This is a genomic window from Bradyrhizobium sp. GCM10028915, assembly GCF_042666195.1.
GTDB classification, from domain to species: domain Bacteria; phylum Pseudomonadota; class Alphaproteobacteria; order Rhizobiales; family Xanthobacteraceae; genus Bradyrhizobium; species Bradyrhizobium canariense_D.
On the sequence record NZ_JBHTFN010000034.1, the window covers coordinates 101,522 to 125,074 of the forward strand.

Here is a 23,553-nt window from a genome sequence, read left to right on the forward strand (position 1 = left end):
GCCGTGTCTTCGCAAGGCGTAGCCAATCTGGCGCGGGGTCAGTCCAAGCAGGCGCGCCGCCTTCGCCTGTACCCACCCGGATCTTTCCATGGCTGCGATGACGCGCTCGCGATCGGTGACTTTCGCGGCACCCACCACGGGGCGCCCCAGCGGTGTCAGCTCGCTGCTCACCGGCTGAATGGGTGTGGCGGCTTGTGTTGGCGGCATGCTCAGCCTCGCGGGCAGTGAGATTGTCGGGCTCGGCTGTCGGGCCATTTCCGCCGGTCCACACTTCCATAGCAAAGCCGACAGGCATTGCCCGTGGCAGCACGCAAAATCATCTCTTACGATCGACGATCCTCGCGCTAGCGTCGCGGTCCGCTGCACGCAGTTTTCGAGCTCACGGACATTACCGGGAAATCCGCAATTCATGAGGACCTCAATCGCACTTGAATCGAATACCAGAGTACGGCCGTTCTCATTGTTAAAGTTCCTCAAAAAACGAGCGGCGAGAAGCGGAATATCAGTGCGTCTTTCCCGCAGCGGCGGCAATAGCAGAGGAACAACGCTGATGCGGTAATAGAGATCGGCACGGAACTCGTTCCTTGCCACCGCCTCTTCAAGATTTTTGTTCGTGGCCGCAATCACGCGGACGTCGACTTTGATCGTCTGATTGCCGCCCACCCGCTCGAATTCCTGCTCCTGAAGCACGCGCAGAAGCTTCGCCTGGAACGAGCCCGAGATCTCTCCAATCTCATCCAGAAACAGCGTTCCCTTGTCGGCGATCTCGAAGCGCCCCTTGCGCGCGTTGAATGCGCCCGTAAACGCCCCCTTCTCGTGTCCGAACAATTCGGATTCCAGCACGGTCTCGGTGAGGGCTGCGCAATTCAGCTTGATAAAGGAGCGTTTGGCGCGCGCTGAACGCTCGTGAATAGCCTTCGCGACCAGCTCTTTGCCGGTACCCGATTCGCCACGCAACAAAACCGTGCTATTTGATTTTGAGATCACCTCGATCTTGTCAAGTAGCGCGCGCAGCGCCGGGCTGTCGCCGATCATCCCCTCGACTTGGACCTTCTTACGGTCCCGCCCATGAGGCTTGAGCTCGGAGAGTTGCTTCTGCAGCCGGAACTCCTCGTCCATAAGGCGCCCGCGATCGCGCACAAACGAGCAATGCAGCTTCGTCGTCTGGCCTAGCAGGCTGGCGACCATCGTCAGAAGGCGGAGGTCGTCGTCGAGCTGCGCACGCGTCCCATTGTCCGCGATGCGGTCAATGCTCAGCGTACCCACAACTTTGCCGTCAACGTCTATGGGAACGCCGATGAACGCAACACGCGTATGACCGCCGGCATTTAGCATATCGACCTCCGAAGAACTGAAGGCCGAATGCAGCGCTACATTCTCCACGATGAGCGGCTGCCCCGACGCGACGATTTGATCGATTGCTCCTTGCGGCAAGCGCACCCGGCAGCGGGCATCGCAGTCTTCGCTCCTGCCGTCCTCTACGATGATCTCCGGCCCGCCGTCATGCTCGAACAGACATACGATGCCGCGCCGCATCTGCACGAGCGATCGCAGGCGCTCGATGACGCTCGCCAGCTTAGCCTCGAGCCGACATAGGCCAGTGAGCGTGTGCGCTATCTCAACAATCGTGCTTAGCGATTTCTCTTGGGACCGCACAATACAAGCGGAAGCATCCGCGTCGGAGGTTGAGTTTGGCTTTTCGCGCAGGGAAATGCTGTCTAGCATGACGACTTCTTCGTTCCTTTCTCGATCCTCCCCATCGGACTTGTTGGATTCGTGTTGCATGCCCGATCTGACATCCAGTTCTCAGGGCGGACGAGAGATTACCCCTCTTCATGGCACGTCGGCAGCACTTAGAGTAACTAGCTTTGCCGCTTTGTTTTCCAACTCGCTGCGCGGATTCACCCCGGCCAACATGCCTTCCATCGATGAAGCTCAGAACAGCTGGGGCTCTTTAGGGGCTGATTGAATTATAAGTGTTGCCCGCCATTGATCGGCACTTCGGCGCCGGTGACATAACTTGCCGCATCTGAACATAGGAAGAAAATGACCTTGGCGACCTCTTCGGGTGTACCCACTCGGCGGAGTGGGATCTTTGGCACAAGATGCGCTTCCGTGTCAGGCGACAAAATGTCCGTCTTGATTTCGCCGGGCGCGATCGCATTGACGCGAATGCCATGCGCGGCGTAATCGTGCGCCATTTCGCGCGTGAGACAAGCGAGCGCAGCTTTCGAAGTCGCATATGCCGAGCCTGCAAATGGATGCACCCGCGAGCCGGCGATCGACGTCACGTTGACGATCGAGCCTGACGCCCTTTTTAATTCGTCGAACAGGCCTTGAGCGAGTAGGATCGGTGCCACCAGATTGAGGTGGAACACGCTCATCCAGGTGTCGACTGAGGTCGCCAGCGATGTCAGCCTGGTACCGTTTGCCGCTTTTGGTGAGTTTCCGGCATTGTTTACCAGTCCGTGCAACGGTGCGCCAGCAAGGCGCTCCTTGATCTCGGCAATCACGCGCGGCAGCATCCGATGATCGCCCAGGTCGACTTCGATATAGCTGTCGCCCTCTGAGTCTGATGGGCGACGCGCCGCGTCCAATGATTGGCGCGCGCAAGAAATGATGCGCCAACCGGCTTTCGAAAACAATTTTCCGGTGGCGCGACCGATACCGCGCGATGCCCCGGTCAATACCAGCGTCTTTCGCTCACGCAGGGGACGGCCCGCTCGATTGGCGTGAATTGGACCGCTAGGGTCCGTTTCCGACGATTGAGGTACGACCGCTTTGTCATCTGGTAGATCTAGATTCACACGCGGCTCCCTTCCGCTCCCATCGGCTGTGCACCTTGTGCAGGATCCGGGCCAAAGCGACGCAGGGCATAAGGGGCGCACTTTTGCGACAAATGGCAGGTTCTGAACATCTGGCCTGTTTGCTTTTCGACAACAGCAACGCCGCGTCAAACCCCCGGGCGCGTTGAGTGGGTCGCACTCCAGGGGTGGTCTGTGGCTCATTCGAATTGGCGGAGATAGTTTAGCTGCCTTGTGCGGAGATCAGGATCGATGGCCAGTTCGTTCAATTTCCTCGGTTGGACGCGCCGCCGCAGATGCGGCTCTGGTTCGACATCGATGGGCTGGGGCTCGTGCCGTTGATCAGCTGCGGTCGAAAGTATTTCGCAACCAGCGCATGAACAAGGCCGTCGTCCAGAAGACGAGCTGACCGCCAAGGGATTAACGCAGAAACGGCGATACGTCTACCTGACGCGCGTCCTTGCTGCTGGGACATTCTGACGTGACCGTCTGCTACGTCAGATTCCTCGGCGGCCCGGGCCACCATTACCGTGCTCTTCACCGCGTGGCCACCGATGGCGGTTTCGGCCCGGCGATGCGGGACCCTAACCTTTTCTCCGGCCAGTCGACTTACACGTCGCGGTCCGACGTATCCCGGGACAAGGCCGCCGAGCTCGCCGGCATTGGCCTACGCTTCGCCGGGCATTCGCTGTACCACTGCATCCCGGCAGTGCGTCGGTCAGCCCTCAGCTGCGGACGTTGCGAAACCCGATGCTGTGGAAGCCAGCAGTATCAGGCCGACGATCTAAGGCGACGATTGCTCAGGTTCAGATTCGCGGCACCTCATGAAGCCGCGAAATGCTCGTATGGATTATCGACCAGGGTCAACTGCTCGGGATTGCTCAGATCGAATTCAATAATGCGTGGCACGAGCAGACGGGCATAGCGCGTAAAGGCGCTGGTGGGGGGAAAGCGGATCACGGTGGCGCATCGCGCAAGAAGATACATGTCGATGAGCGCGGAAGCTCCACCTTCAATTCCCATTTCCGCACTATGCAACGGCCCTGCCAGATCGGCCTGGAACCGTTTTGGTACGGCGAAGATATCGGGAAACAGACCCGATATGTGATCGAGCACCTGTGCGCTATCCGTGCACAGGAAGATCTTAACAGGCTTTGGATATGGCAAAGCCATGGCTTTACGGATTGCCATGCAGACCTGACGAAGAGCGAGCTCCGAATCGGCCCAGTACGGAGCATGCCCCATGATATCTTCGCCATTGCCGTGCCGAACATGAACGCCGATGATACTATGGCCGTTAAAGTGTTGCTCATACAAGTCCTCGATCCGCGCTCGAATCTCAGACCTGAGTTTGATGTTTCGGAAGATCAGTCGTTCGGCTTCCTCACCACAACGCCACATCAGGCAAGCGTCACAGACAATGGTGTTGGCCTCGTTATCGTCTCCTGCTTGGAACAGCTCAGTCAGTTCGTCACGTTCTCGGAAGATCTGCTCGTCCGGACGATTGATACAGTCGATCGATGGCCTATTCCACCACGGCGGGAAGAACGGGCCGGGAAACGAGAGCTGGTTGAGCCTGTCATCGCAAATCACCGGCACGCCAGCGATCTCCTCAACCGGCTCGAAGAACACCGGAAAGGCATTGCTGAACGGTTGGTCGACATAACAGGAACCGCGCCAGTCAATAACGAGCGTTCGCCCGGTCCGCTGCGCGTACGACCAGGCTGATGCCAACGACCAGAGGCAATCACCAAAGCCGGTGCGCCTCCGAGAAACAACAAAGCGTTCCTTCGTCACGTTATCAAACCCTTCTCGTTGCGCGAGTGTGGCGCACCAACTCATCCGCGATGCCGATCTACGCCGGGCGCTGGTCACCTGGACGCAAGTCACCCAACCCGCAAACTCATCCTGCACGGCACTGCGATTGTTAGGTCATGCTAGAGGTGTCACATTACGCACCTTTTACGACGGCCCAGTCTGTTGACGGATGCAGCCGAATACGACGCTGATCCCACAGCCCGCGCAGTTCGTTCAGGAGAGCTTCGCGCCTGGTCCTGTCAGAGGTGACCCTGGCGAGAAGATCGGCCAGAACAGCTTCCTTCTCGATTTGCATCAGCATGTCGAACAGGTCATGCGAGACGCGTACGCTGTCATGGCTGGAGTGACCCATGCGGATCTCGCAGATTGTCTCCTGGCGGTCTCGGCCCGCATGAGCGCGAACCCGGTAAAGAGATACATGGGGCGGCAGTGATACAGCGAGTGCGGTCCAATTTTCGAGCGTTGTTGCCCGCTTTTTGATGAGGAATGACCCGACCACAAGCCCATCCAGCTCGGTCGACAAAAACGCCGTAATCGCATCGGCAACGGAATCTACGATCGGTTCGGCATTGTTGTTGAACGACGTATTAAGCAGAATCGGGACGCCCGTTCGAGCTTTGAACGCATTGATAAGTTCCCAATAGGCGGCATTGCTCGTGCGGGACACCGTTTGCAGCCGAGCCGTACCATCGATATGCGTGATCGCGCCCAGCAATGCACGCATGGATTCGCGCACGCGCACGACGAAATTCATGAAGGGATATTCTGCGCGACCATCCGGCAACTCAAAGAACGCGCCCGCATCCTCCTCGAGAACCGATGGCGCGAACGGTCGATAACTCTCGCGCTTCTTGACCATCGCATTGATCCGGTCCTTGTTTGCCGCGGGCCTCGGGTCCGCAAGAATGCTGCGGTTGCCGAGCGCACGAGGGCCGAACTCGGACCGGCCCTGTACCCACCCGATCACAGCGCCATCAGCGATCCACTCGGCTGCTCTGGCTGCGACGTCAGCGGTCCGTTCAATCTCGAGGTGTCCGGCCCATCCCTTCAGTTCCTGTTCAATGCTGTCGTCGCTGCCGACATCGGGCCCCCAATAAACCGCCTGTAGTCGTTCGCGGGGCGGAGCCTGCCCGGCCTCCTTCGACACCATCAGCGCCGCACCCAATGCGCATCCGGCATCATGCGAGGCCGGCTGCACAAAAATCTCTTCGAATAGCCCTGAGTACAGCAGTTTTCCGTTTAGCGTGCAGTTGTGGGCTACCCCGCCAGCCAGGCACAACCGTTTCATTCCGGTCTGCTCACGATAATGCCGAAGAATGTGAAAGACGATCCGCTCCAGCGCTTCCTGCAATGAAGCGCTCACATCTCGGTGTTGTTGCGTGAACGGCATTCCCTTTCGCCGGACCTCGATATTGCGCAGCAATGCCGGGCCGATACGGTCGAGGTGAACGCGGTAGGCACCGTTGGGGGAGAGCTCATAAAATTGGGAGAAAAGCTCGCGATGGCGAGCGGGATCTCCATAAGGAGCCAATCCCATGACCTTATATTCGTCGAACAGGCCGTAGCCGAGGTATCGGATCGTTTCCAGATAGAACAGTCCGAGAGAGTTGGTCTCTGGAAACGTCATGAGCTCGGTCATTTCGGTGCCCGACCCCACCGCCAACAGACCCGAGAGGAAGTCGCCACAGCCGTCGATCGCGAGAACCAGGCTTTCTTCAAAACCGGACATTGCCAAAGCGCTTACGGCATGGGCCTGATGATGGCCTACGAATGACACCCGCGAAGGGTCAACTTGGGTACCGAACTCTGCCGCGAGAAGGTGCCGCAACAGGAGATTCGCATCCAGCGGAATTGAGATCTCAGGTTGTGAGATGAACAACCGTTCGAGCATCGAATTGCAGTAGGCTTCAGTCGCGTAGAACGCAATACGATCGACGTCGCGAAGCTCCACACCCGCGGCTGCTAGACAGTATTCAATCGCACTGCTCGGGAGCTTGTTCGAATGTTTGATGCGGTTGAGGCGCTCCTCTTCAACGGCGGCGATCACGCGACCGTCCTTGACGAGCACCGCGGCGCCGTCGTGCAGAAACGTGTTCGGTAGTTGCAGCGGGTTTTCATAGACCCTGTCAAGCCCGCCACTCAATCCTAGACACAGCATCTTGTTCTCCGTTCATTTTGAGAGGCCTGCTGGCCTATTTCATATCGCTTGCTTGGCGAGTAGGCTGCACGTCGCCGCGGGGCCGCAGGCATCGCCAACGAAACGAGGCTCGTATAAGCGTCGGCCGCGAACCGAAAGTTCGTTACGTCCGTGTCTGATCTCGCACCCGCGACGCTTCGCTTTAGGTCTTGTTCCTCTCACCGCATCAGGCGTTGCCGAAGCAGCGCAGCTGAGACGATGAAGGGAATGGCTGCGTAGATGCACAGTGTGCCCACATGCAAACCGACGCTGTCGACCGGCCGACCGAGCATTGCTGGACGAATGAGATCGACCGAATGTGTCAGGGGCAACAAGGCCGCGATGCGTTGAAATGAACCTGGCAGCTGGCTGATTGGGAAGATCGCCCCGCTCAAATACATCATGGGCGTGAGGATAAGGGATTGGTAGAAGATGAAATAGTCGTGGCTCGGTGCAAGAGCGGAAACGACCATTGCGAGGCTCGCGAAAGCAACGCCAGTGAGGGCGATGGCTGGTAACGCATAGGGAATGGACGACCACTCTGCATACCCCAGCGCGACGGCAACAATCGTGATCGCGGTCCCGGCGAGCAAGGCCTTGCTTGCTGCCCATGCCACTTCACCTAGAACAATGTCGCCGAGCGTGAGAGGCGTACAGAGCACCGCCTCCCACGTGCAACCTGTCTGCATGCGAGCGTAAGCCCCATAGATGGTTTCAAAGGTTGAGGAGACCATTGCGCTTGTGGCGACCATGCCAGCCGCCAGAAACGCAATGTATGAAGTTCCCTCAACGCCACCTACGATCATTCCGAGGCCAAAGCCAAGACCGAACAGAGAGCTCATCGGCTCGGCCAGATTCCCAAGAATCGATGCCAGAGCGACTTTCCGCCAGACCAGAAAGTTGCGGCGCCATACCGCGATCCAGTTCCATGGATTAGCAGGGAGCGCGGGCGCAAAACGTTGCCACATCGTTCAGTCCTTCATCTCTCGCCCGGTTAGCCGCAAGAAGACATCCTCCAGATTTGGAGGTCGCTGCAGAAGACGGAGATCCGGACGGTTGGCAAGCCGGCGACGCACCTGCTCGGGATCCGCGGCATAGCAAAACAGCGTCTCCCCGCTCACCTCAGCGTGCTGCACTTGGGTTCTGACCAGCGGCAGCAACTCATGCGGGTTACCACCGTAAATCTCGATCACCTGACACCCGATCTGCTGCTCGATCAGAGCATGAGGCCGCCCTTCGGCGATCTTGCCGCCGTGCTCAAGCACGCACAGGCGGTCGCACAATCGCTCCGCCTCTTCCATGAAATGGGTGGTGAGAAGAATCGTTTTGCCGCGCGCTAATAGCCAGCGCAAGCGTTCCCAGATGAGGTGCCGGCCGTGCGGATCGAGGCCAGTCGTCGGCTCGTCAAGCACCAAGAGCTGCGGGTCGTTAATGAGGGCACGTGCCAGCGTCAGTCGCCGCTTCATGCCGCCGGACAGTTCGGCGACGCGCGCGTCCGCCTTGTTCTCCAAGCGAGCGAATTCGAGCAGTGACGGCGTCACCGCTTTGACCTCGGTCGCGCTCATGCCGAAGTAGCGACCGAATACGAGCAAGTTTTCGCGCACGGTGAGCTGAAGATCGAGGTTATCGAACTGTGGGACAACCCCGATGCCCCGACGCGCCAACGGCGCACGTGCCGGCACCGGCTCGCCAAGCACGTAGATCTTACCTGCGTCGGGCGATGCAACACCGAGGATCAAACGCGCAAGCGTGCTTTTACCCGCGCCGTTTGGTCCCAGCAGACCGAAGCACTCTCCTGGCGAGACCGTAAACGAAAGAGCGTCCACGACCGTCCGGTCCTTGTAGGACTTACTCACCTCGAAAAGGTCGATTGCCGGGCTTGACATTTGCTTACGCGATCGCGACGGACGTTGTTCGCACCGCGTCCTTGGTCGCGTGCTTTTTCGTCCAAAGCAGGCCGTCACACCACACGTGATCGACGCGTCCCCACTGGCACGCGGCGGCAGCATCCGGGAAAAAGCCGCGTCCATGCAGATTGGCGCTGGTATTGCAAAGCAGCGGAATGGCTGTGAGCTTCTCGTACGCGATGAGAAGCTCGACCACTTTATGCTGAGATGTTCTGGAAACCGTCTGTAGGCGAGCAGATCCATCGAGATGCACGACGGCGGGAATTTTGTCCCGCCATTCCGGTCGCGTCTGGTGATCGAACAGCATGTACGGATCGGCTATTCCGGGGCTAAAAATCTCCGCCGCACGATCCTCCAGGCATATCGGCGCTACCGGCCTGAAATGCTCACGAAGCTTGACGTCGTTGAGATGATCTTTCATTCCCTCCCAGCTCGCAGCCGCGAGAATGCTTCTGCCACCCAACGCACGTGGTCCGAGCTCGGCACGCCCGGCAAGGAAGATCACGGGCTTGTCACTCGCGAGTATTGCCGCAAGTTCGCCCATAGTGCAGGGCGCGCCGTCCCATCCGGGCGGGACTTCGCTGGGACGAACGGCCGGTCCACTGTAGACCGTCCATTCCAGAGCTCTAAAGCCTTGCTGTGCCGCCAGTGCAGAGCAAGCAGCACCGATCGCTGAGCCGCTGTCGTTCGGAAAGGGCGGCACCCACACGTCATCGAACAGGCCGGTCGCGCGAAATGCACTATTCCACTTGATATTCAGGCCACAGCCGCCGGCTATGCAGAGGTTACGCACCCCCGCAAGATCCGAATGTCGCTGCACAACATCAGCAATTGTGCGAACCAGCAGGCGCTCTAGAAAGACGTGAAATGACGCAAGGATGTCTTCGGCCTGCTTGGCCTTCAATCGCAGTGCGCACGCATCGAAGAAGTCGTGCAGAGCTTCAAGTGGTGATAGTGAGCTGTTGATCCGTGCAAGCTCATGACAAGCGCCCTCAGCATCCGTGGCAAAGTGCGCCTGGTAAAGCTCCTGAAACGTCGCAATAATCTCCTCGTCGGGAGCTCCCATTGCGATATAGGCCATCAGCTTGCCGGCGATGCCGAGATCCCAGCTGGTCCGGTCTGCCCGCCTGTAAGGTCCGAAGTGATGTCCTGCGGTCGCATAGGCGTGGCCTATCATCGGAAACAGGCACTCGATGAACCGGATGCCGTGCGGCTCGACATAGTAGAGGCGCGGAAACATGCAACCGTCCCACACCAAGCAGAAAGCAGATTGTGCGGATTTGGCAAACGAGCTGGTGCAGTATGCGGATGCTACGTGCCCGGTGACATGGGGATAGCTTTGATACGGATATAGTTTCCCATCAAGCATAAGGCCGATGCGATCGCGGGACGCGAGGGGGCTATCGCCTTGGCGTTCGACATACGGCGCGCCCTTAAGCTTAACGGTCGTCGTCCCACTAAGGACTTCAAACTGGGATTCGAACTCTCCATCCCAGCCATCAATGACGAACTGATCGACATCGCTCGGATCGAGCCCGTGCTCCGCCAAGGCGCTAACAACGGAATCCAGGTTGTCGATGGTTTGATAGCGCGGATTATTGTTTAGCTTCTCCTGCTCGACGCAGAACACCACTCGCCCGTCCTCAATCAGAGCGACTGCCCCGTCATGCGTCAACTTGATACCGCAGATACGCATAGTGGCTCCTCTTAGCCTCGGCCGTTGGGTGGGATCGAAGATGGCTCCGGATTCCGAAAGCGGACCAAAAGACAGTCTTCGTCAGCCGACTGCCCCTGGCACTGCACGCGTTCGACCTCAATGAGCGCTTCAGTCAAAATCGTGATGACCGTCTCGGCGCCAGCGACATGCCCCCATCGCTTGCAGGTCGCATCACGTGCAGATCCGAAGACCAGATGCCCACCCGGAGCAAGCATCTTCACCATGTTGTCGACTGCAGTTCGCATTTGTGTCATGTCTTCGAGATAATAGAGAACTTCGGCGACCACGATCAGATCGAACCGCTCTGCGGCCGAGAACTGCAGAATGTCAGTCGCCGCCCAGCTGATATGCGACCACCTCTTGGTCCGCTGGACCGCTCGACCGATCGCTCGCGGCATAACATCGATGACCGTGAGTCGTTCGCAGTGAGGAGCAAGCTTCTCTGTAAACGCACCGGCCGCGCACCCAATTTCGAGGCCATTCGAGACGGCGCTGTTCGACAGCGACAGCCGCAGCAATTGGGTGTGACGCTCACGTTCGAACGGATTGTCGTCGAGCCGCCACGGATCCTCATTAGACAGCTCCCGTTCCAACGATTGATATGTCTGATGCACGTTCACGACCTAATCTCCTACAAAGCTGCTCACTCAGTCTCGGCCGCAATGCCATCCGGCGCGATCAGCTGCGATGGAGCGCGCGAAAGACCTGCCCTGCGAATTGCGCCAGGCATTGCCGATCCGGGGTTAAGGCTTGGTCCAGTTGTCGCGTCTTCGGTGGAGCCCTTCGATTCATCAACGTCTGGTGAGTTCGCTATTTTGCGCGAGAGCCAATCGCTGTTGCTCAAGGTACAGAGCGCATAGGCTTTCATCGGGAGCAGGAGGAAGATGTTGATCGGGGTGTGCAGCGAGAAGCCGAGAAATCGAAGCTCACGGGCACGAACGGCTGCCACGCTGCATCTTATCATCGTCATCGCGATGATGGTCAGGCCCGTCCACCAGGGCACGGTGCCCGTGAGCGCAAGCTGAGCGAGCGCGGCAATCGATGAGACGGCGAGCAGCAGCGGCCCTAGGTTCTGTCCAACCACGTCCAGCGTGAGGTACCGGTCGAGGCCGGGCAGCAGGTGCAAACCGAGCAGGGTGTCGCGGTATGTGCTGCGCGCCCAGCGGAGCTGTTGGCGCAGATACGGCAAAAGCGTGTCCGGGACCACCGTGGCGGCGATGGCGTCCGGAACGTACTCCGTTCGGAACCCTGCCTTGAGCATGAGGATGGTCAGATGACGGTCCTCACCGAAGTCGCTGGGTTTTCCCCGGAAGAACTGCGTCTCGTATTGCTCGAGCAGCAACAGCAGCGCGGAGCGCCGGTACATGGCGCACGGCCCGCAGCAGCACATGACGGCACCAAACCGCGTTTGCGCCGCGCGCTCCTCGTTGCAAGCCAACCAGTACTCCATGTCGATCAATCGGGTCAGCCAGCTGTCGTTTCGGTTGCTGGCCTTCAATTGGCCCATGGCCGCGCCGACGGCTGGATCCTGCATCTTGCGCACGAGCTTGCTGACCACGTCGCTGTCGATTTCCGTGTCGGAGTCGACGTTGAGCACGAGATCGCCGAATGAGCGGCGAATCGCTGCGATCTGCGCCTTGCGTTTTCCCACATTGCTTGGCAGCAGAATGATGGTGAATCTCGGGTCATACGCGTAGCTCGCGTGGACCGCGGCCACTGCGCCGACATTTGCCGAGCCGTCGTCGACCACGTAGACCTGCAATCGCCCTGGGTAATCCTGACTTGCGATAGACTTCAGGCAGGCCGCCAGCGTGCGCGGGTCCTCGTTGAAGCAGGGCACGATGACATCGACGCTGGGCAGAGCATCGGCGTCGACCCGGTCGTACGGCGGCAGTGGAGCGTCGCTTCGCAGCGCATAAAGCGCCTGCGCGCTCTTGTGGACGCTGGAGAGCAACGCGTAGGAGGCAACAGCAGCGGTGCTGATGGTGGCAAGCAGGCTCATGGGAATCGATCTATTCAGTGAGGTTGAGGAAGCGACCGGATTGCAAATCCACGGTCATGCAGTGCTGGAATGAGTTGGGCGAGCGCCGTCACGGTCTGGTCGCGCCGACCAGCATGAGGGCAGCGTCCGAACTCGTCGGGAGGGCATCCGTCGTGCAGGAGCACGATTGCGCCCGGCTGGACCGAGGCCAGCACCGCGGCAACTATCGCCTCGACGCCCGGACGCGACCAGTCTTGCGGGTCGACTGACCAGTGCAGGGCTGCCAGTTCGGCCTTCGCCGACACGGCGAAGGCCTCCTTGCTCCAGATCCCGTACGGCGCACGCATGTGCCGCACAGAGGCCCCGGGGCAGGCCATTCCAATGACCTTATTCGTCGTGAGGATCTCGTATTCCACCTCATCGGCGATGCATTTGGCCAAGTCCGGGTGCGTCATTGTGTGGTTTGCGACCTCGTGCCCTTCTGCAATGATGCGCTGGATCAGCTGTGGCTGGGCCGCCGCGTATGCACCGATCACGCAGAAGGTGGCGGGCGTCCGATGCTGCGCCAGAACATCCAGGATAGCCGGCGTGCAAAGCGGGTTGGGACCATCATCAAAGCTCAGATAGACGCAAGGCTCTCCGCCGGCATCGGCGTAGTCGCTCCGCGCTTCAGTCGCGTCGTTTGTGGACCTCACAGTTCTGGCCCGTTCCGTTCGATCGTGTCACCCGCCGGCCATTCGCTCATGGGTCTCGCAATCGGCAGAACGAGGCCGACCACGTCCTCCACACGCGTCGGAGGCACAGTGAGGTAGATGTCCGGACGAGCGGACCGGACGCGGAGCCCTGGCAGAACAGTCGCCAATCCCTGTCGCCCGAGCAGCCTGGTAATATGTTTCTGCAGGGCAGCTCGGACTGTGCCAAAGCCGAACGGCACGCCAAGATCTCGCAATACGGGATACATCACTCGGATCGAGTGGGTTATTCCAAGCCCCTCCAGATCCGGGCGAACCCCGTACAATCCGAGTTCAGCCACGAGCAGATCGGTCTGACCAATTTTTATGAAGCGGCGTAGTGCCGCGATGTGAATCGCAACGCCACGATCATCGTAGCCAATTGCCCGAATTTCAGGCCTTGCGCCGGCCCAGCTTCGATGACCTTCAAAGGGCTTTGCATTGAATTCCCCGGTCGGACCATAGGTCTTCCGGAAGAAGTCGGATAATTCAATATGGTCAGCAAGTTCAAGGTCATTCTCCCAGCACAACCTCCAACGGACCGGAGGGCGCGCCGAAGCACCTCGTGTGGATTCGGGCACGATCATGTTCATAGGGCGTCATTCCTGTTCGCTATCTGGCTCCTGACGCAGGCCAGCAGTTCGCTGCCTTCGAAAGGCTTGCTCATGAACTGGAGTCCAGGGCGTCGCCTCACATCGTGTTCGGAATGGCCGGTGATCAGAACGGTGGGAATCGCGCCTCCGGATGCAACCAGATGATCGAAGAGCTCGAGGCCACTCATCGCGCTCGAGTGCATGTCCGCGATCAAGCACGACGTGATCGAACGGCGGTCTGATTTCGAGAACCCCTCTGCGCTCTCGAATGGCTCAGGCACGTAACCTGCGAAAAACACCATATCCGTCAGATCTTCACGCCCTGACTGATCTGCATTCACAATCGCGACCACATCGCGCATGTGCGCAACTTTCATTAGATTCGCCAAGGACGCCTTCGCTTGCATGTTCCGCACGATTTCACCGTCGCAAGGACGCAACCCAATCGGATGCGACCAAGGCACATTTGGCACCCGCAACCGGAGGGGTGCGACCGGACGGCAATCTACGGCCTGGTTGAGGGTTCGCTCAATTCTACGGCGGTACACGGTGGATATAGAATGGGTTGGCGAAGCCATACGATGGTTTGCTCGGCGTATACGCCCACGCAACTTTGCGGATTCCGATCGTTCTAGCTCACGGCGATATGGCTTGCGCAACACGCGCGAAACTGCGACCGCTCGATCGAGACGTCTTGATTGATACCTAGCGCTGGGCTGAGACGCGCAACGGTTTGTAACCATTCTGATGGATCTGACATCTCGCTAAACTATCGTTTGCTACCCTCATTCGGTACAAATGGTAAAATCGATTATATCGATAGAACACATTCACAGCGTGGATCGCTCCGGATTATGCGTTTCAAGGGCCTTGATCTGAATCTCCTCGTCGCGTTCGACGCCCTGGTGACGCAAGGCAATCTCACGACGGCGGCAAGAAGCATCAACCTCAGTCAACCTGCCATGAGTGCCGCCGTCGCGCGGCTTCGCACTTACTTTCGCGATGAGCTATTCACCATGAAAGGACGGAAGCTTGTCCCAACGCCGCGGGCTGAAGCGCTCGCAGCCCCGATTCGCGAGGCTCTCGCTCACATTCAGCACTCCATTATTTCTCCAGACGGCTTCGATCCGTCTCAATCGAATCGGCGATTTAGGATCATCCTGTCCGACTTCATGACTGTCGTGTTTCTTCGAGGGGTCGTGGACCGCGTCGCGCGGGAGGCACCAACAATCAGTTTCGAGTTGCTGCCGCCCGCAGAGGAACCTGACGAGCTTCTCCGGCGCGGTGAAGTCGATTTTCTCATGTATCCGCAGATGTTCATGTCGAGCGCGCATCCGAAGGCGGCTCTGTTCGAGGACACTTTCGTCTGCGTGGGCTGCCCCATGAACAAGCAGCTCGCTTCGCGTCTCACGTTCGAGAAATACATCTCGATCGGGCACGTGGAAGCCCAGTTCGGGCGCTCCCTGAGGCCCTCCTTCCACGAATGGCTCTTGCTCGAGCATGGTTTCAAGATACGCACCGAGGTCGCGGTGCAGGGTTTTGGCATGATTCCGCCTATGTTATTGGGCACCAACCGTATAGCGAGCATGCCCTCAAGATTGGTTAGTCATTTCGCACAGACGATGCCGCTGCGGGTTGTCGAACCTCCCCTGCGACTTCTCACATTCACAGAGGCCGTCCAATGGCCCGCCATTCATAATACTGATCCTGCAAGCATGTGGTTGCGCGACATATTCTTGCAGCAGGCATCCACGATGGTCTCTCCGTCCGAGATCAGCCAATGTCACGGCCCGTCCTAGTACTGTTCGGGCCGGTTGCGGCCTGCTCCCGCTAGCCGGACTTACGCCAGGCCCGAAGCCCCGGTCGTCTGATTGACGTTTTGCACAGGGAAACAAAAGCGCGCTTACGCGTAGTTTGGTCGCGTCGCAGCCGATTGACTCGCGGCGCCGTGACGATCCTACGCATCACACAGCTCGCTTGCTAAGGACTTTCCGCTGATTCGGACGGGACCGCATCACAGGTGCATGCGCCAGCTTCAGAGTACGCAAAAATTATGTGGCCTGTCCGGCGAACAATGTTCGGCCTCAGCACCAAACTCGCTTGAATCGCACACCGCGTCAGGTTCAAGGCCAGAACCTGCGATCGAAGTTGCAGGCTTCACCTGGTAGCGAACCCGCATCGCTGTTTGCCTGAACTGGTGGATCTCATTGCCTTCAACAGCGATGGAGTTAGTCCCGAAGCGCGCCACTAGATACAAATGGCTGATGACCGGCAGAGGCGCTTCCTGCTCGTTCGGGTCGAATCAACATGAAAGCTGAACGCAAACGCCGCCCACGATCGCGCACCCCAAAGCCAACCGCCAGCTCGCGCAAACCCGGATGAGCGGGGAAGACTGCGTGTCTTTGCACAATGTCACAATGGAAATTCGGAACACTTCCTCTGTCGACGGCGCTTATGTTCCTCTCGACCCGGATCAAGTGACATCAGCTGGCGGCACTTTTCCGGCCGCGCGCGTGTTGCGGTGAGGAGTGTTCATGGAGGACCGCAACTGTGCCAAGGTGCGCCCGCGTAAGCGCTCGCCGCTCCCATTCGCCAAGCCTGCTCCTCCTCCAGCTTCCGATCATTTCGGCCGACATCCCCAGCCAAATCGGATGATCGGTGCCGGGACCTTCTTTCCGATGTCGCGACAATCGTGTTTTTCGAAACATTGCGGCGTGACTCACACCGCGCCACCGCCGTCCATCTCGAGCTGCTGCCTCGCACCGCTGACCCCGAAGGGCTCCTTTGCTGGGGCAAGATGATTTGCCTATCTTATCCCGAAGCATCTATGTCCAGCGCGCATGCCAAAGCGATACTGTTAGAGGCTAGAATTGAGTGAGTGAGCGGCCGGACGAGCAAGCCAATACCGCGACAGCTCGCCGTCGAGCCTTATGTTCGACGGGATCCTTACGACGAATCCGCCAGACACTGCCCCCCAGATCTGGGGAGTCGCTTGGACTTGAGCACGGTCTTAAGACGCGCATTAAACTCCTCGCCAAGCTACAGCATCTCTGCTTTGCTATTGCGGACCCGTATAGCGAGACTGCCAAAGGCTTGCCAACATCTGCAAAGGCAGTGTCGCCAGGGATCCTTGCACTTCGGGTGGATTACATCTGCCGAGAGCCGTCCGATGTACTGCGCTCCGCGACACCGAGCCGGCGCACGCCTAAACACGCAAATTATTGCTGTATTAGTTATGCCAGGCTTTCCCCGGGCGTGAGCGCGTGGCGCCTGGGGCGGTCGTAGACGCGTTTTGAGTGCCGCCACATGCAACGGATATGGCACGATTGTTCGAGACCCGGTCCTTAAATTGGGAGCACGTTTTACCAGGCGCTTCAGATGCGCCTGCGTTGAGATGATGTCGTCAGGACTGGTCTTGAGCTCCGCCTTCCCCATTCTCCCGACGTTTACGGCGACGGACCTGCGTCGTTGAAGAGCAGCCATCATCTTCCGGCGCTGAAAACCTGGGTAGCAATCGCGCGAGCGACCGCCTTCGAGCCCACAGTGCCAACACAACAGGACTAGCCGACGGTCGAAAAAGCTGTTAGGCGCCGAGCCGGCCGCCGCGCCGCGTACGTGATCGTGCGACTGATCTACGATAATCAACCCAATCAACCGCACCGCGCGCCTAGGTAATAGACGTCACAGCAAGGACTGCGACTGAAAGAGAGCATCTGGTCAGATCAGTGCGGTGTCTGGGGTCGCCGTTTCGGGAGGCCGTGTCTCAGCGGGTTGCGACGCACATGCTTCGCTTTCCTGATGATCAGGCCGCAGAATAGCCAGCGCTGCTGCAGGATCGAGGAGATATTACACACTTTGGGCTAGCGCACTGTCGGGCAGAGGAAGCAAACGCCATGTTGCACAACGGCATCACGTGGACGCACCTGTCACATTCTTTCACGCACGTCGCCGCTCCGCCTCCTTATTGCCCCACCACAGCCAAACGGCTTCTTCACGTGCGGCGCGAGTGCAATCATCAAAGGAGGTTTCTGTTGGATAAGCCGAGCGGAGTCTACGATCCGGATGATCTCGCGAGCTTGGGAAGGCTTTTCGATCAAGCGATCGCGTCTTTACCGGCATGCATGCGAACCAGCGAGAATCGCGTGGCAATCGCCGGACTTTTGATGCAACGCGCAGCGAGGGACGAATTGGCGTCGCTCGCGCACTTGATGCTTGCACTTGTCTCGGCCGCTTGAGCACCGGCATGCACTCTAACCTTCTGGGGCCTGCAGCAAGAGACGCATCATCTAGATCATTGAAATAACTTGATTCTCACGTGACGTCAGGTTGTAGGCTTGCAAATTGAGGATCATGACAAACGCGATACCACGACGGCGCCGATGGCGCATTGGAGAACTTGCAGAGGCGACCGGTGTAACCGTACGCACTCTGCATCATTACGAACATACCGGGTTATTGACGGTGTCGGAACGTACCTGTGGCGGTCACCGCATGTACGATCGGGAAAGCCTACAACGCGTCTCCCAGATTCGCGCTCTACGTGAGCTCGGCTTCTCGCTTCCTGAGATCCGCAAGGCGATCGAGGGGCGGACATCTCTCACGGACCTGTTGCGAAACCATCTGGAGCGGATTGAGCTTCAAGTCGCGCGCGCGACATTATTACGGGATCGATTGCGCACTATGACGACGCAAGGTGAGACAGAAGTCAGTGTCGACGAGCTGCCGGCGACGCTAGACGCCATGTCGCGGATTGAGGAGCGTGCCCCCTCTGCCATCTGCACGTGCGCCTCTAACGCTAGCCGCGAAGATCGGTGGCGAAAGATTCGGGACGAGCTGCGAAGCTGCATGGACCAGGGTGAGCCTCCGTGCTGCGAGCGGGCAAATGCAATCGCGCGTCAGGCCCGTTCGCTACTGACTGAGATCGCAGGAGTTGATTCGACTGTCTCGATGATACTTAAGGTGCTGACGCGATTGACCGAACCACACAATCTCGCCGGCTGGGATGCGAGCCTCATGCGATACCTCGATCTCGCCCTCGCCGCGCTAGAGGACCTGCTGGGCAAGAGTTGAGCGCACCCGTCGCCACGCCCTCCCACTGGAATGTCGCCAAACCCAATGAGCTCATGGTGATCCTTGTCTGAGCCAGGATCGTTTGGTCCCTAGCAGTTCGCCTCCAAATCTGCGTTGTCCCCACTCTATTGGTGTTTCGCTCTGCGGATCTTGGCAATCAACTCGACGAGCCCGCTTCAAAGTACTTGATTCGTACGTAGCGTCACATTGTACCTTCTGAGAGCATCGACGCAGCGGCGAGGCGACGGACAGAGCGTCGGCTAAATTAAGGGAGACTCCAATGACCGGCATCAGTTTCGGACGTTCTCGGTGAGAGTTCTCCACGAGAACACGTCGCTCGATGATCGTCCGCGCCGTCCAAGCGTCTCCTCGGCACACGTCTGTCGAGCACGGAAGATTGGCGCGAGTACCGGGTATCGGCGGGATGTTCGATATTGGTGCTGTCAGCCCTAGACGACCACTTCTCCTGACTAGTTTCGGACGTCCATTCGTCCGTGCCCGCCCCGATGGTTATGCGCAACCTGGCAACAAGCTGAGCCCATTCGTACCCACCTGAGTTCGACTCAAACATTATTGCGCCGGACTGTTGGTCGCCGTCATCCAGGAGGCGAAGCAGACCAAGTCTTAGCGCGAGACATCGGGAGCCCTACATGTCGGTCCTTCGCGTTCACAGGCTTGCAGCTGCTGCGCTCGTTTCTTTGGCCCTGAGCTCGAGCGCCAGGTCAAAAGATGTTTACATTGCCATAGCCGGTCCAATGACGGGAAGCACTGCGGCGCTCGGCGCGCAGATACGCGATGGAGCGGCCGCAGCTGTGGATTCGATAAATGCATCGGGTCTGCTGCCTGACACAAGGCTCATATTGAGGATCGCGGACGATGCATGCGATCCCAAGCAGGCCGTCGCTGTTGCCAATCGCCTGACAAGTGACGGGATCAAGCTCGTCGTTGGTCACTTCTGTTCATCTTCGTCGATTCCGGCTTCAGACATATACGCCGAAGCCGAGGTAATTCAGATTTCGCCTGGGTCGACTAATCCCCGTCTGACAGAGCGTGGCCTAAACACCCTGTTTCGGATTTGCGGTCGCGATGACCAGCAAGGCAGGGTTGCCGCCGAATACATCGTGCGGAATCACCGAGGCGCAAAGCTCGCAGTCCTCGACGACAAGAGTACAGCAGGCAAAGGCATCGCCGATATCGTTGAATCGCGCCTTCGTGCGGCTGGCGAGCAGCCCGTTCGACAAAGCTATGTTGCCGGCGAGAAGGATTACACCGCTCTCGTTTCGCGACTGAAGAGAGAGGGAATCCAGCTCGTCTATATCGGCGGCTATTACAACGAGATCGGCCTTATCGTGCGTCAAGCTGCGGAGGCGGGCGCACGCCTGAGCGTGATCGCCAACGATCCGCTGATGACAACCGACTTCTTGGCCATTGCCGGCGACGCCGTGAACGGCACGCTCTTTACCTTTATGCCGGACCCTACGAAGAATGCTGCAGGGGCAGCTGTTGTCGCCAAGCTACAGGGTTCGAGCCTATCTGACGCAGGCTACACGCTCTACGCTTATGCCGCGGTGCAAGCATGGGCAAACTCGGTCAAACGGGCCGGCACCTTAGATGCCACGCGGGTCGCTGCGGCCCTCCGCTCGGAGTCAATCGAAACGGCTATCGGCACTGTACGATTCGACTCCAAAGGAGACAATGCCGTTCCTGGCTTCATCGTTTACCGCTGGCGCGACAACACCGTCGAACCGGTCGAGCAGAACTGACCGCCTGTGCCAACACCCCACGGAGCGTTCGGTTGATGAATCATCCTCGACTCAGCGATTGCGCGCTGCTCATGTGCCTCGCGGTCGCCGCAGTCGCAGCATTTCTCACCCTCGCAGCAATGCTATCACAGCTATCGTGCGCGCCCGCAGGGCCGCCCGAAGAGTACGTTCCCATTCGCCTGGTGCCACTGCAGTGAAGATCATTTTCACATTCGCAAGGCCGACGAATATCGATGCATTCTTTCAGCTGCTGAAATGGGTGCGCGCCTCGCTCTCGGGAGTACGCCGTCAGGGCCTGTTTAGAAGGAACCTGCGTCGTGAAACGATGGCAGTCAGGCGCAGTCCGTCTGCGGATGGCGCGAGTTCAAGCCAATCGTTAGCTGCGCCGTTTGATCGAGTCGACGTAGCGTTCCATCCCCCTCCTAGAAACAGATATTCGTTCAGATAACGCCGTGCGGCGCCTGATCCGTGCTGATCACTAGCGGACCTTGAGACGGAGTCTGATCCGGTACATCCCTTAGATCCAAGTCTACCCGCCAATACTCTCATTCGCGCGCTTATCGGGTCCGCACATGGCGCACGCACCACGTACGCTCGCCGAACGCCCTCAACTATTCTCGTCGACAACAAGGGAGAACGCCACTTTGGATGCAAAGCTGCAGACTATGATTTCCTCGCTCTCGCCGGTCGCTCGCGAACTGGATGCTCTACCGTCGGGGCGTCCCACCACCGACAACAATTGCGTGAAACTGAACACGAATGAGAACCCATTTCCTTTGCCAGACATCGTGATGCGAAGCGCAATTGCAGCTCTTGAGCTGCAATACCGCTACCCAGAAGACGACAATCTCAGCTTGAGGCAAGCGGCCGCAGCTGCGTATGGCATTGCAACTGATCGCGTGATCGCTGGCAATGGATCGTCTGAACTCCTCAGCCTGATTTACAGAGCCTTTCTTGCCCCGGGCGACGAGGTCGCAATGATGTCGCCGGGTTTTTCCTTCAATCTCAAGCTTGCCATGTTGCAAGGGGCCCGCTTTATAGAAATTCCCTGGTCAGCACCTGACTGCTTGCCGATGGACCAGCTGCTTGTCGGTCCGGCTAAACATGCAAAGTTCATTCTGCTGGCCAATCCGAATAATCCGACCGGAACCTTTGTTCCGCTCGCTGAGATCGAACGCCTCGTTACACGATCTGACCGATTGATCGTATTGGACGAAGCTTACGTCGATTTCGCACCTGAGGACGGCCTACGCCTTGTTGAGCGCCATTCGAATCTTCTGGTCCTGCGCACATTTTCCAAGAGTTATTCGGCCGCTGGCATTCGCGTGGGCTTCGGTTTCGGCCATCCCGAGCTGATTGGGCGGCTTCGCAACATCCAGAACGTTTTCAACATGAATGTGGTCGCTCACGCGGTGGGCATGAGCATCCTTGCGCATCGGGACGCCTATGAGGAGAACCATCGCCACGTCAGGCTTGAGCGTCAACGTGTAACGGCCGCCCTCGCAGACGTTGGATTCTGCGTAACGCCTTCGCACGCGAACTTCCTCCTCGCCCGTGTGCCGTTAGGCCAGGGTGGCAGATGGTGGCAGGCGGCGTTGCAAGACCAGAGAGTCCTTGTTGCCTTCTTTCCGGATGCCGGCCTGGAAGAGTGCATTCGGGTTAGCATCGGTACAAAGCGCCAGATGGATGCGTTTCTTGCGGCCGTCGGCAGCATTCTTAGGAAAGTGGGATGTCGTGGCTAGTGGTCCCTTCCACTCATGTCATAGATCTCCGTCGTAATCGATCCGGTCCCACACATCATGCGGCTTCGCGACGCAGCCCTGAGTCAGTTTTTCTCCATTCGCCGCATTACGCCCCGTTGTGAACGACTTCGCAGTAATAAAGCGCATTACCAGCGAGCACCTCTTGCACTCCCGAAACCCGGCGGACTCCGGTCCTCTCTATATAGGAGATAACTGAGTGAGAAACGTTGTTCCCTCGAACCTGACCTGCGGCATCTTTGACCATCTTGACGAGGACGGCCGCGATATCACCCGGCAATACGCTGACCGCCTTACCCTGGCGGAGGCCTACGACCGGCTCGGTTTCTATGCCTATCATCTGGCGGAGCATCATTGCACTCCACATGGACTGGGTCCGTCGCCGAATTTGTTTCTGTCAAGCGTCATACAACGCACACGGCGACTTCGCGTCGGTCCTTTGGTCATGCTGCTCAACCTCTATCACCCGCTGCGTGCATTCGAGGAGATCTGCATGTTGGATCACCTGAGCGGCGGCAGGGTTGAGGTCGGCCTTGGTCGCGGCTCTCTGCCGATCGAACTGAGCTATTTTGGCGTTGGAGCCGATGTCGCCTCGAGCCGTTACGAGGAAGCTTCTCAAATCTTCGTTGGCGCGATGAATGGCGGCCCGCTCACATACGAAGGGCGGCATTTTGCGCTGAGCGACGTCCCTTTGACGCTTTCACCTCACCAGCGTCCTTGTCCCCCGACATGGATTGCAACAAATCGGCCGGAATCCGCCCGCTGGGCGGCGGCAAATGGCGCCAATCTTGCCTGCATGGGCCCCTCTTCTGCCGTTCGCAAGATCACCGATGTCTATCGCGCTAATCGAAACGTCACGGGCGACGCCAACAGCTCAGCGCCATTTCTCGCGTTGCTCCGCATGATCGTGATTGCCAGCTCTGAAGCAGCGGCCCGTTCCCTCGCCGCGCCTGCCTACGAAACATGGCTCAAAAGCTTTAAATTCCTGTACGAGCTCAATGACATCCCGCCTCCGTCCAACCTGCCCCTGACCTTGGATGCCGCAATTGAGAGTGAACTGTGCGTTGTCGGAACGCGCGCTTCGGTGCGCCAAACTCTTCTCGATCAGGTCGAAGAGGCAGGCATCAACTATCTCCTTTGCCAGCTCGCCTTCGGATCTCTGTCACTGGATGCCTGCCTCAACACCGCAAATGCCATTCACTCCGAGCTCATAGCGGCAGATCGCTGACGGTG

General features: G+C 58.5%; 18 protein-coding genes. 6 read left to right on the forward strand and 12 right to left on the reverse strand.

Annotation, left to right across the window (positions count from 1 at the left end; genetic code table 11):
* Window positions 1-1,785 (reverse strand): nif-specific transcriptional activator NifA (gene nifA / locus ACFQX9_RS17125; protein ID WP_377789704.1); only part of this gene is annotated, 1,785 nt, incomplete at its 3' end.
* Between nifA and ACFQX9_RS17130 the strand changes: the two genes are divergently transcribed.
* Window positions 1,784-1,969 carry a hypothetical protein gene (locus ACFQX9_RS17130; RefSeq protein ID WP_377789706.1) on the forward strand — a complete coding sequence of 62 codons (186 nt, stop codon included), beginning with the start codon at window positions 1,784-1,786 and terminating at the stop codon, window positions 1,967-1,969. The genes nifA and ACFQX9_RS17130 overlap by 2 nt on opposite strands.
* Before the next feature lies 1 nt (window position 1,970).
* Here the strand turns inward: ACFQX9_RS17130 and ACFQX9_RS17135 are convergent, their stop codons facing one another.
* From ACFQX9_RS17135 to ACFQX9_RS17185, 11 genes are all read right to left on the reverse strand, one after another.
* Window positions 1,971-2,807: an SDR family NAD(P)-dependent oxidoreductase gene (locus ACFQX9_RS17135; RefSeq protein WP_377789708.1), complete on the reverse strand. Its 837-nt coding sequence runs from the start codon at window positions 2,805-2,807 to the stop codon at window positions 1,971-1,973.
* Between the two features lie 819 nt (window positions 2,808-3,626).
* The gene (locus ACFQX9_RS17140) at window positions 3,627-4,646 is read right to left on the reverse strand and encodes a nodulation protein NodZ (protein ID WP_166517534.1); all 1,020 of its coding nucleotides are present in this window, start codon (window positions 4,644-4,646) and stop codon (window positions 3,627-3,629) included.
* 109 nt (window positions 4,647-4,755) lie between these two features.
* Window positions 4,756-6,780, reverse strand: coding sequence for a carbamoyltransferase (locus tag ACFQX9_RS17145; RefSeq protein WP_377789710.1), 2,025 nt, complete (start codon window positions 6,778-6,780; stop codon window positions 4,756-4,758).
* A 197-nt stretch (window positions 6,781-6,977) separates the two neighbouring features.
* Window positions 6,978-7,766, reverse strand: coding sequence for an ABC transporter permease (locus ACFQX9_RS17150; RefSeq protein ID WP_231189075.1), 789 nt, complete (start codon window positions 7,764-7,766; stop codon window positions 6,978-6,980).
* Window positions 7,767-7,769: 3 nt separating this feature from the next.
* Window positions 7,770-8,684, reverse strand: a complete 915-nt coding sequence (gene nodI, locus ACFQX9_RS17155) for a nodulation factor ABC transporter ATP-binding protein NodI (protein WP_377789712.1) — start codon at window positions 8,682-8,684, stop codon at window positions 7,770-7,772.
* 4 nt (window positions 8,685-8,688) lie between these two features.
* Window positions 8,689-10,401, reverse strand: coding sequence for a nodulation protein NodU (gene nodU / locus ACFQX9_RS17160; RefSeq protein ID WP_377789714.1), 1,713 nt, complete (start codon window positions 10,399-10,401; stop codon window positions 8,689-8,691).
* Between the two features lie 11 nt (window positions 10,402-10,412).
* The gene (gene nodS, locus ACFQX9_RS17165) at window positions 10,413-11,042 is read right to left on the reverse strand and encodes a nodulation methyltransferase NodS (RefSeq protein WP_377789715.1); all 630 of its coding nucleotides are present in this window, start codon (window positions 11,040-11,042) and stop codon (window positions 10,413-10,415) included.
* 23 nt (window positions 11,043-11,065) lie between these two features.
* Window positions 11,066-12,424: a chitooligosaccharide synthase NodC gene (gene nodC / locus ACFQX9_RS17170; protein ID WP_377789716.1), complete on the reverse strand. Its 1,359-nt coding sequence runs from the start codon at window positions 12,422-12,424 to the stop codon at window positions 11,066-11,068.
* A gap of 14 nt (window positions 12,425-12,438) precedes the next feature.
* Entirely contained in the window at window positions 12,439-13,098 is a 660-nt protein-coding gene (gene nodB / locus ACFQX9_RS17175) for a chitooligosaccharide deacetylase NodB (RefSeq protein ID WP_377789717.1), read from the reverse strand.
* A complete protein-coding gene (locus tag ACFQX9_RS17180) occupies window positions 13,095-13,727 on the reverse strand; it encodes a NodA family N-acyltransferase (RefSeq protein ID WP_377789719.1) in 633 nt (210 codons plus the stop codon). The genes nodB and ACFQX9_RS17180 overlap by 4 nt, the downstream gene beginning before the upstream one ends.
* Window positions 13,724-14,104 (reverse strand): response regulator, encoded by a 381-nt coding sequence (locus tag ACFQX9_RS17185; protein ID WP_377789720.1) that lies wholly within the window; start codon window positions 14,102-14,104, stop codon window positions 13,724-13,726. The genes ACFQX9_RS17180 and ACFQX9_RS17185 overlap by 4 nt, the downstream gene beginning before the upstream one ends.
* A gap of 477 nt (window positions 14,105-14,581) precedes the next feature.
* Here ACFQX9_RS17185 and ACFQX9_RS17190 point away from each other — a divergent pair, with 477 nt between their 5' ends.
* From ACFQX9_RS17190 to ACFQX9_RS17210, 5 genes are all read left to right on the forward strand, one after another.
* Window positions 14,582-15,526, forward strand: coding sequence for a LysR family transcriptional regulator (locus tag ACFQX9_RS17190; RefSeq protein WP_377789722.1), 945 nt, complete (start codon window positions 14,582-14,584; stop codon window positions 15,524-15,526).
* Window positions 15,527-18,077: 2,551 nt separating this feature from the next.
* Window positions 18,078-18,797, forward strand: coding sequence for a MerR family transcriptional regulator (locus tag ACFQX9_RS17195; protein ID WP_377789724.1), 720 nt, complete (start codon window positions 18,078-18,080; stop codon window positions 18,795-18,797).
* Window positions 18,798-19,447: 650 nt separating this feature from the next.
* On the forward strand, window positions 19,448-20,560 hold the full coding sequence (locus tag ACFQX9_RS17200) for a branched-chain amino acid ABC transporter substrate-binding protein (protein WP_377789726.1): 1,113 nt from the start codon (window positions 19,448-19,450) through the stop codon (window positions 20,558-20,560).
* A 665-nt stretch (window positions 20,561-21,225) separates the two neighbouring features.
* Window positions 21,226-22,302 (forward strand): histidinol-phosphate transaminase, encoded by a 1,077-nt coding sequence (hisC, locus tag ACFQX9_RS17205; protein WP_377789788.1) that lies wholly within the window; start codon window positions 21,226-21,228, stop codon window positions 22,300-22,302.
* Between the two features lie 217 nt (window positions 22,303-22,519).
* The gene (locus tag ACFQX9_RS17210) at window positions 22,520-23,548 is read left to right on the forward strand and encodes an LLM class flavin-dependent oxidoreductase (RefSeq protein WP_231189090.1); all 1,029 of its coding nucleotides are present in this window, start codon (window positions 22,520-22,522) and stop codon (window positions 23,546-23,548) included.
* Window positions 23,549-23,553: the final 5 nt, after the last annotated feature.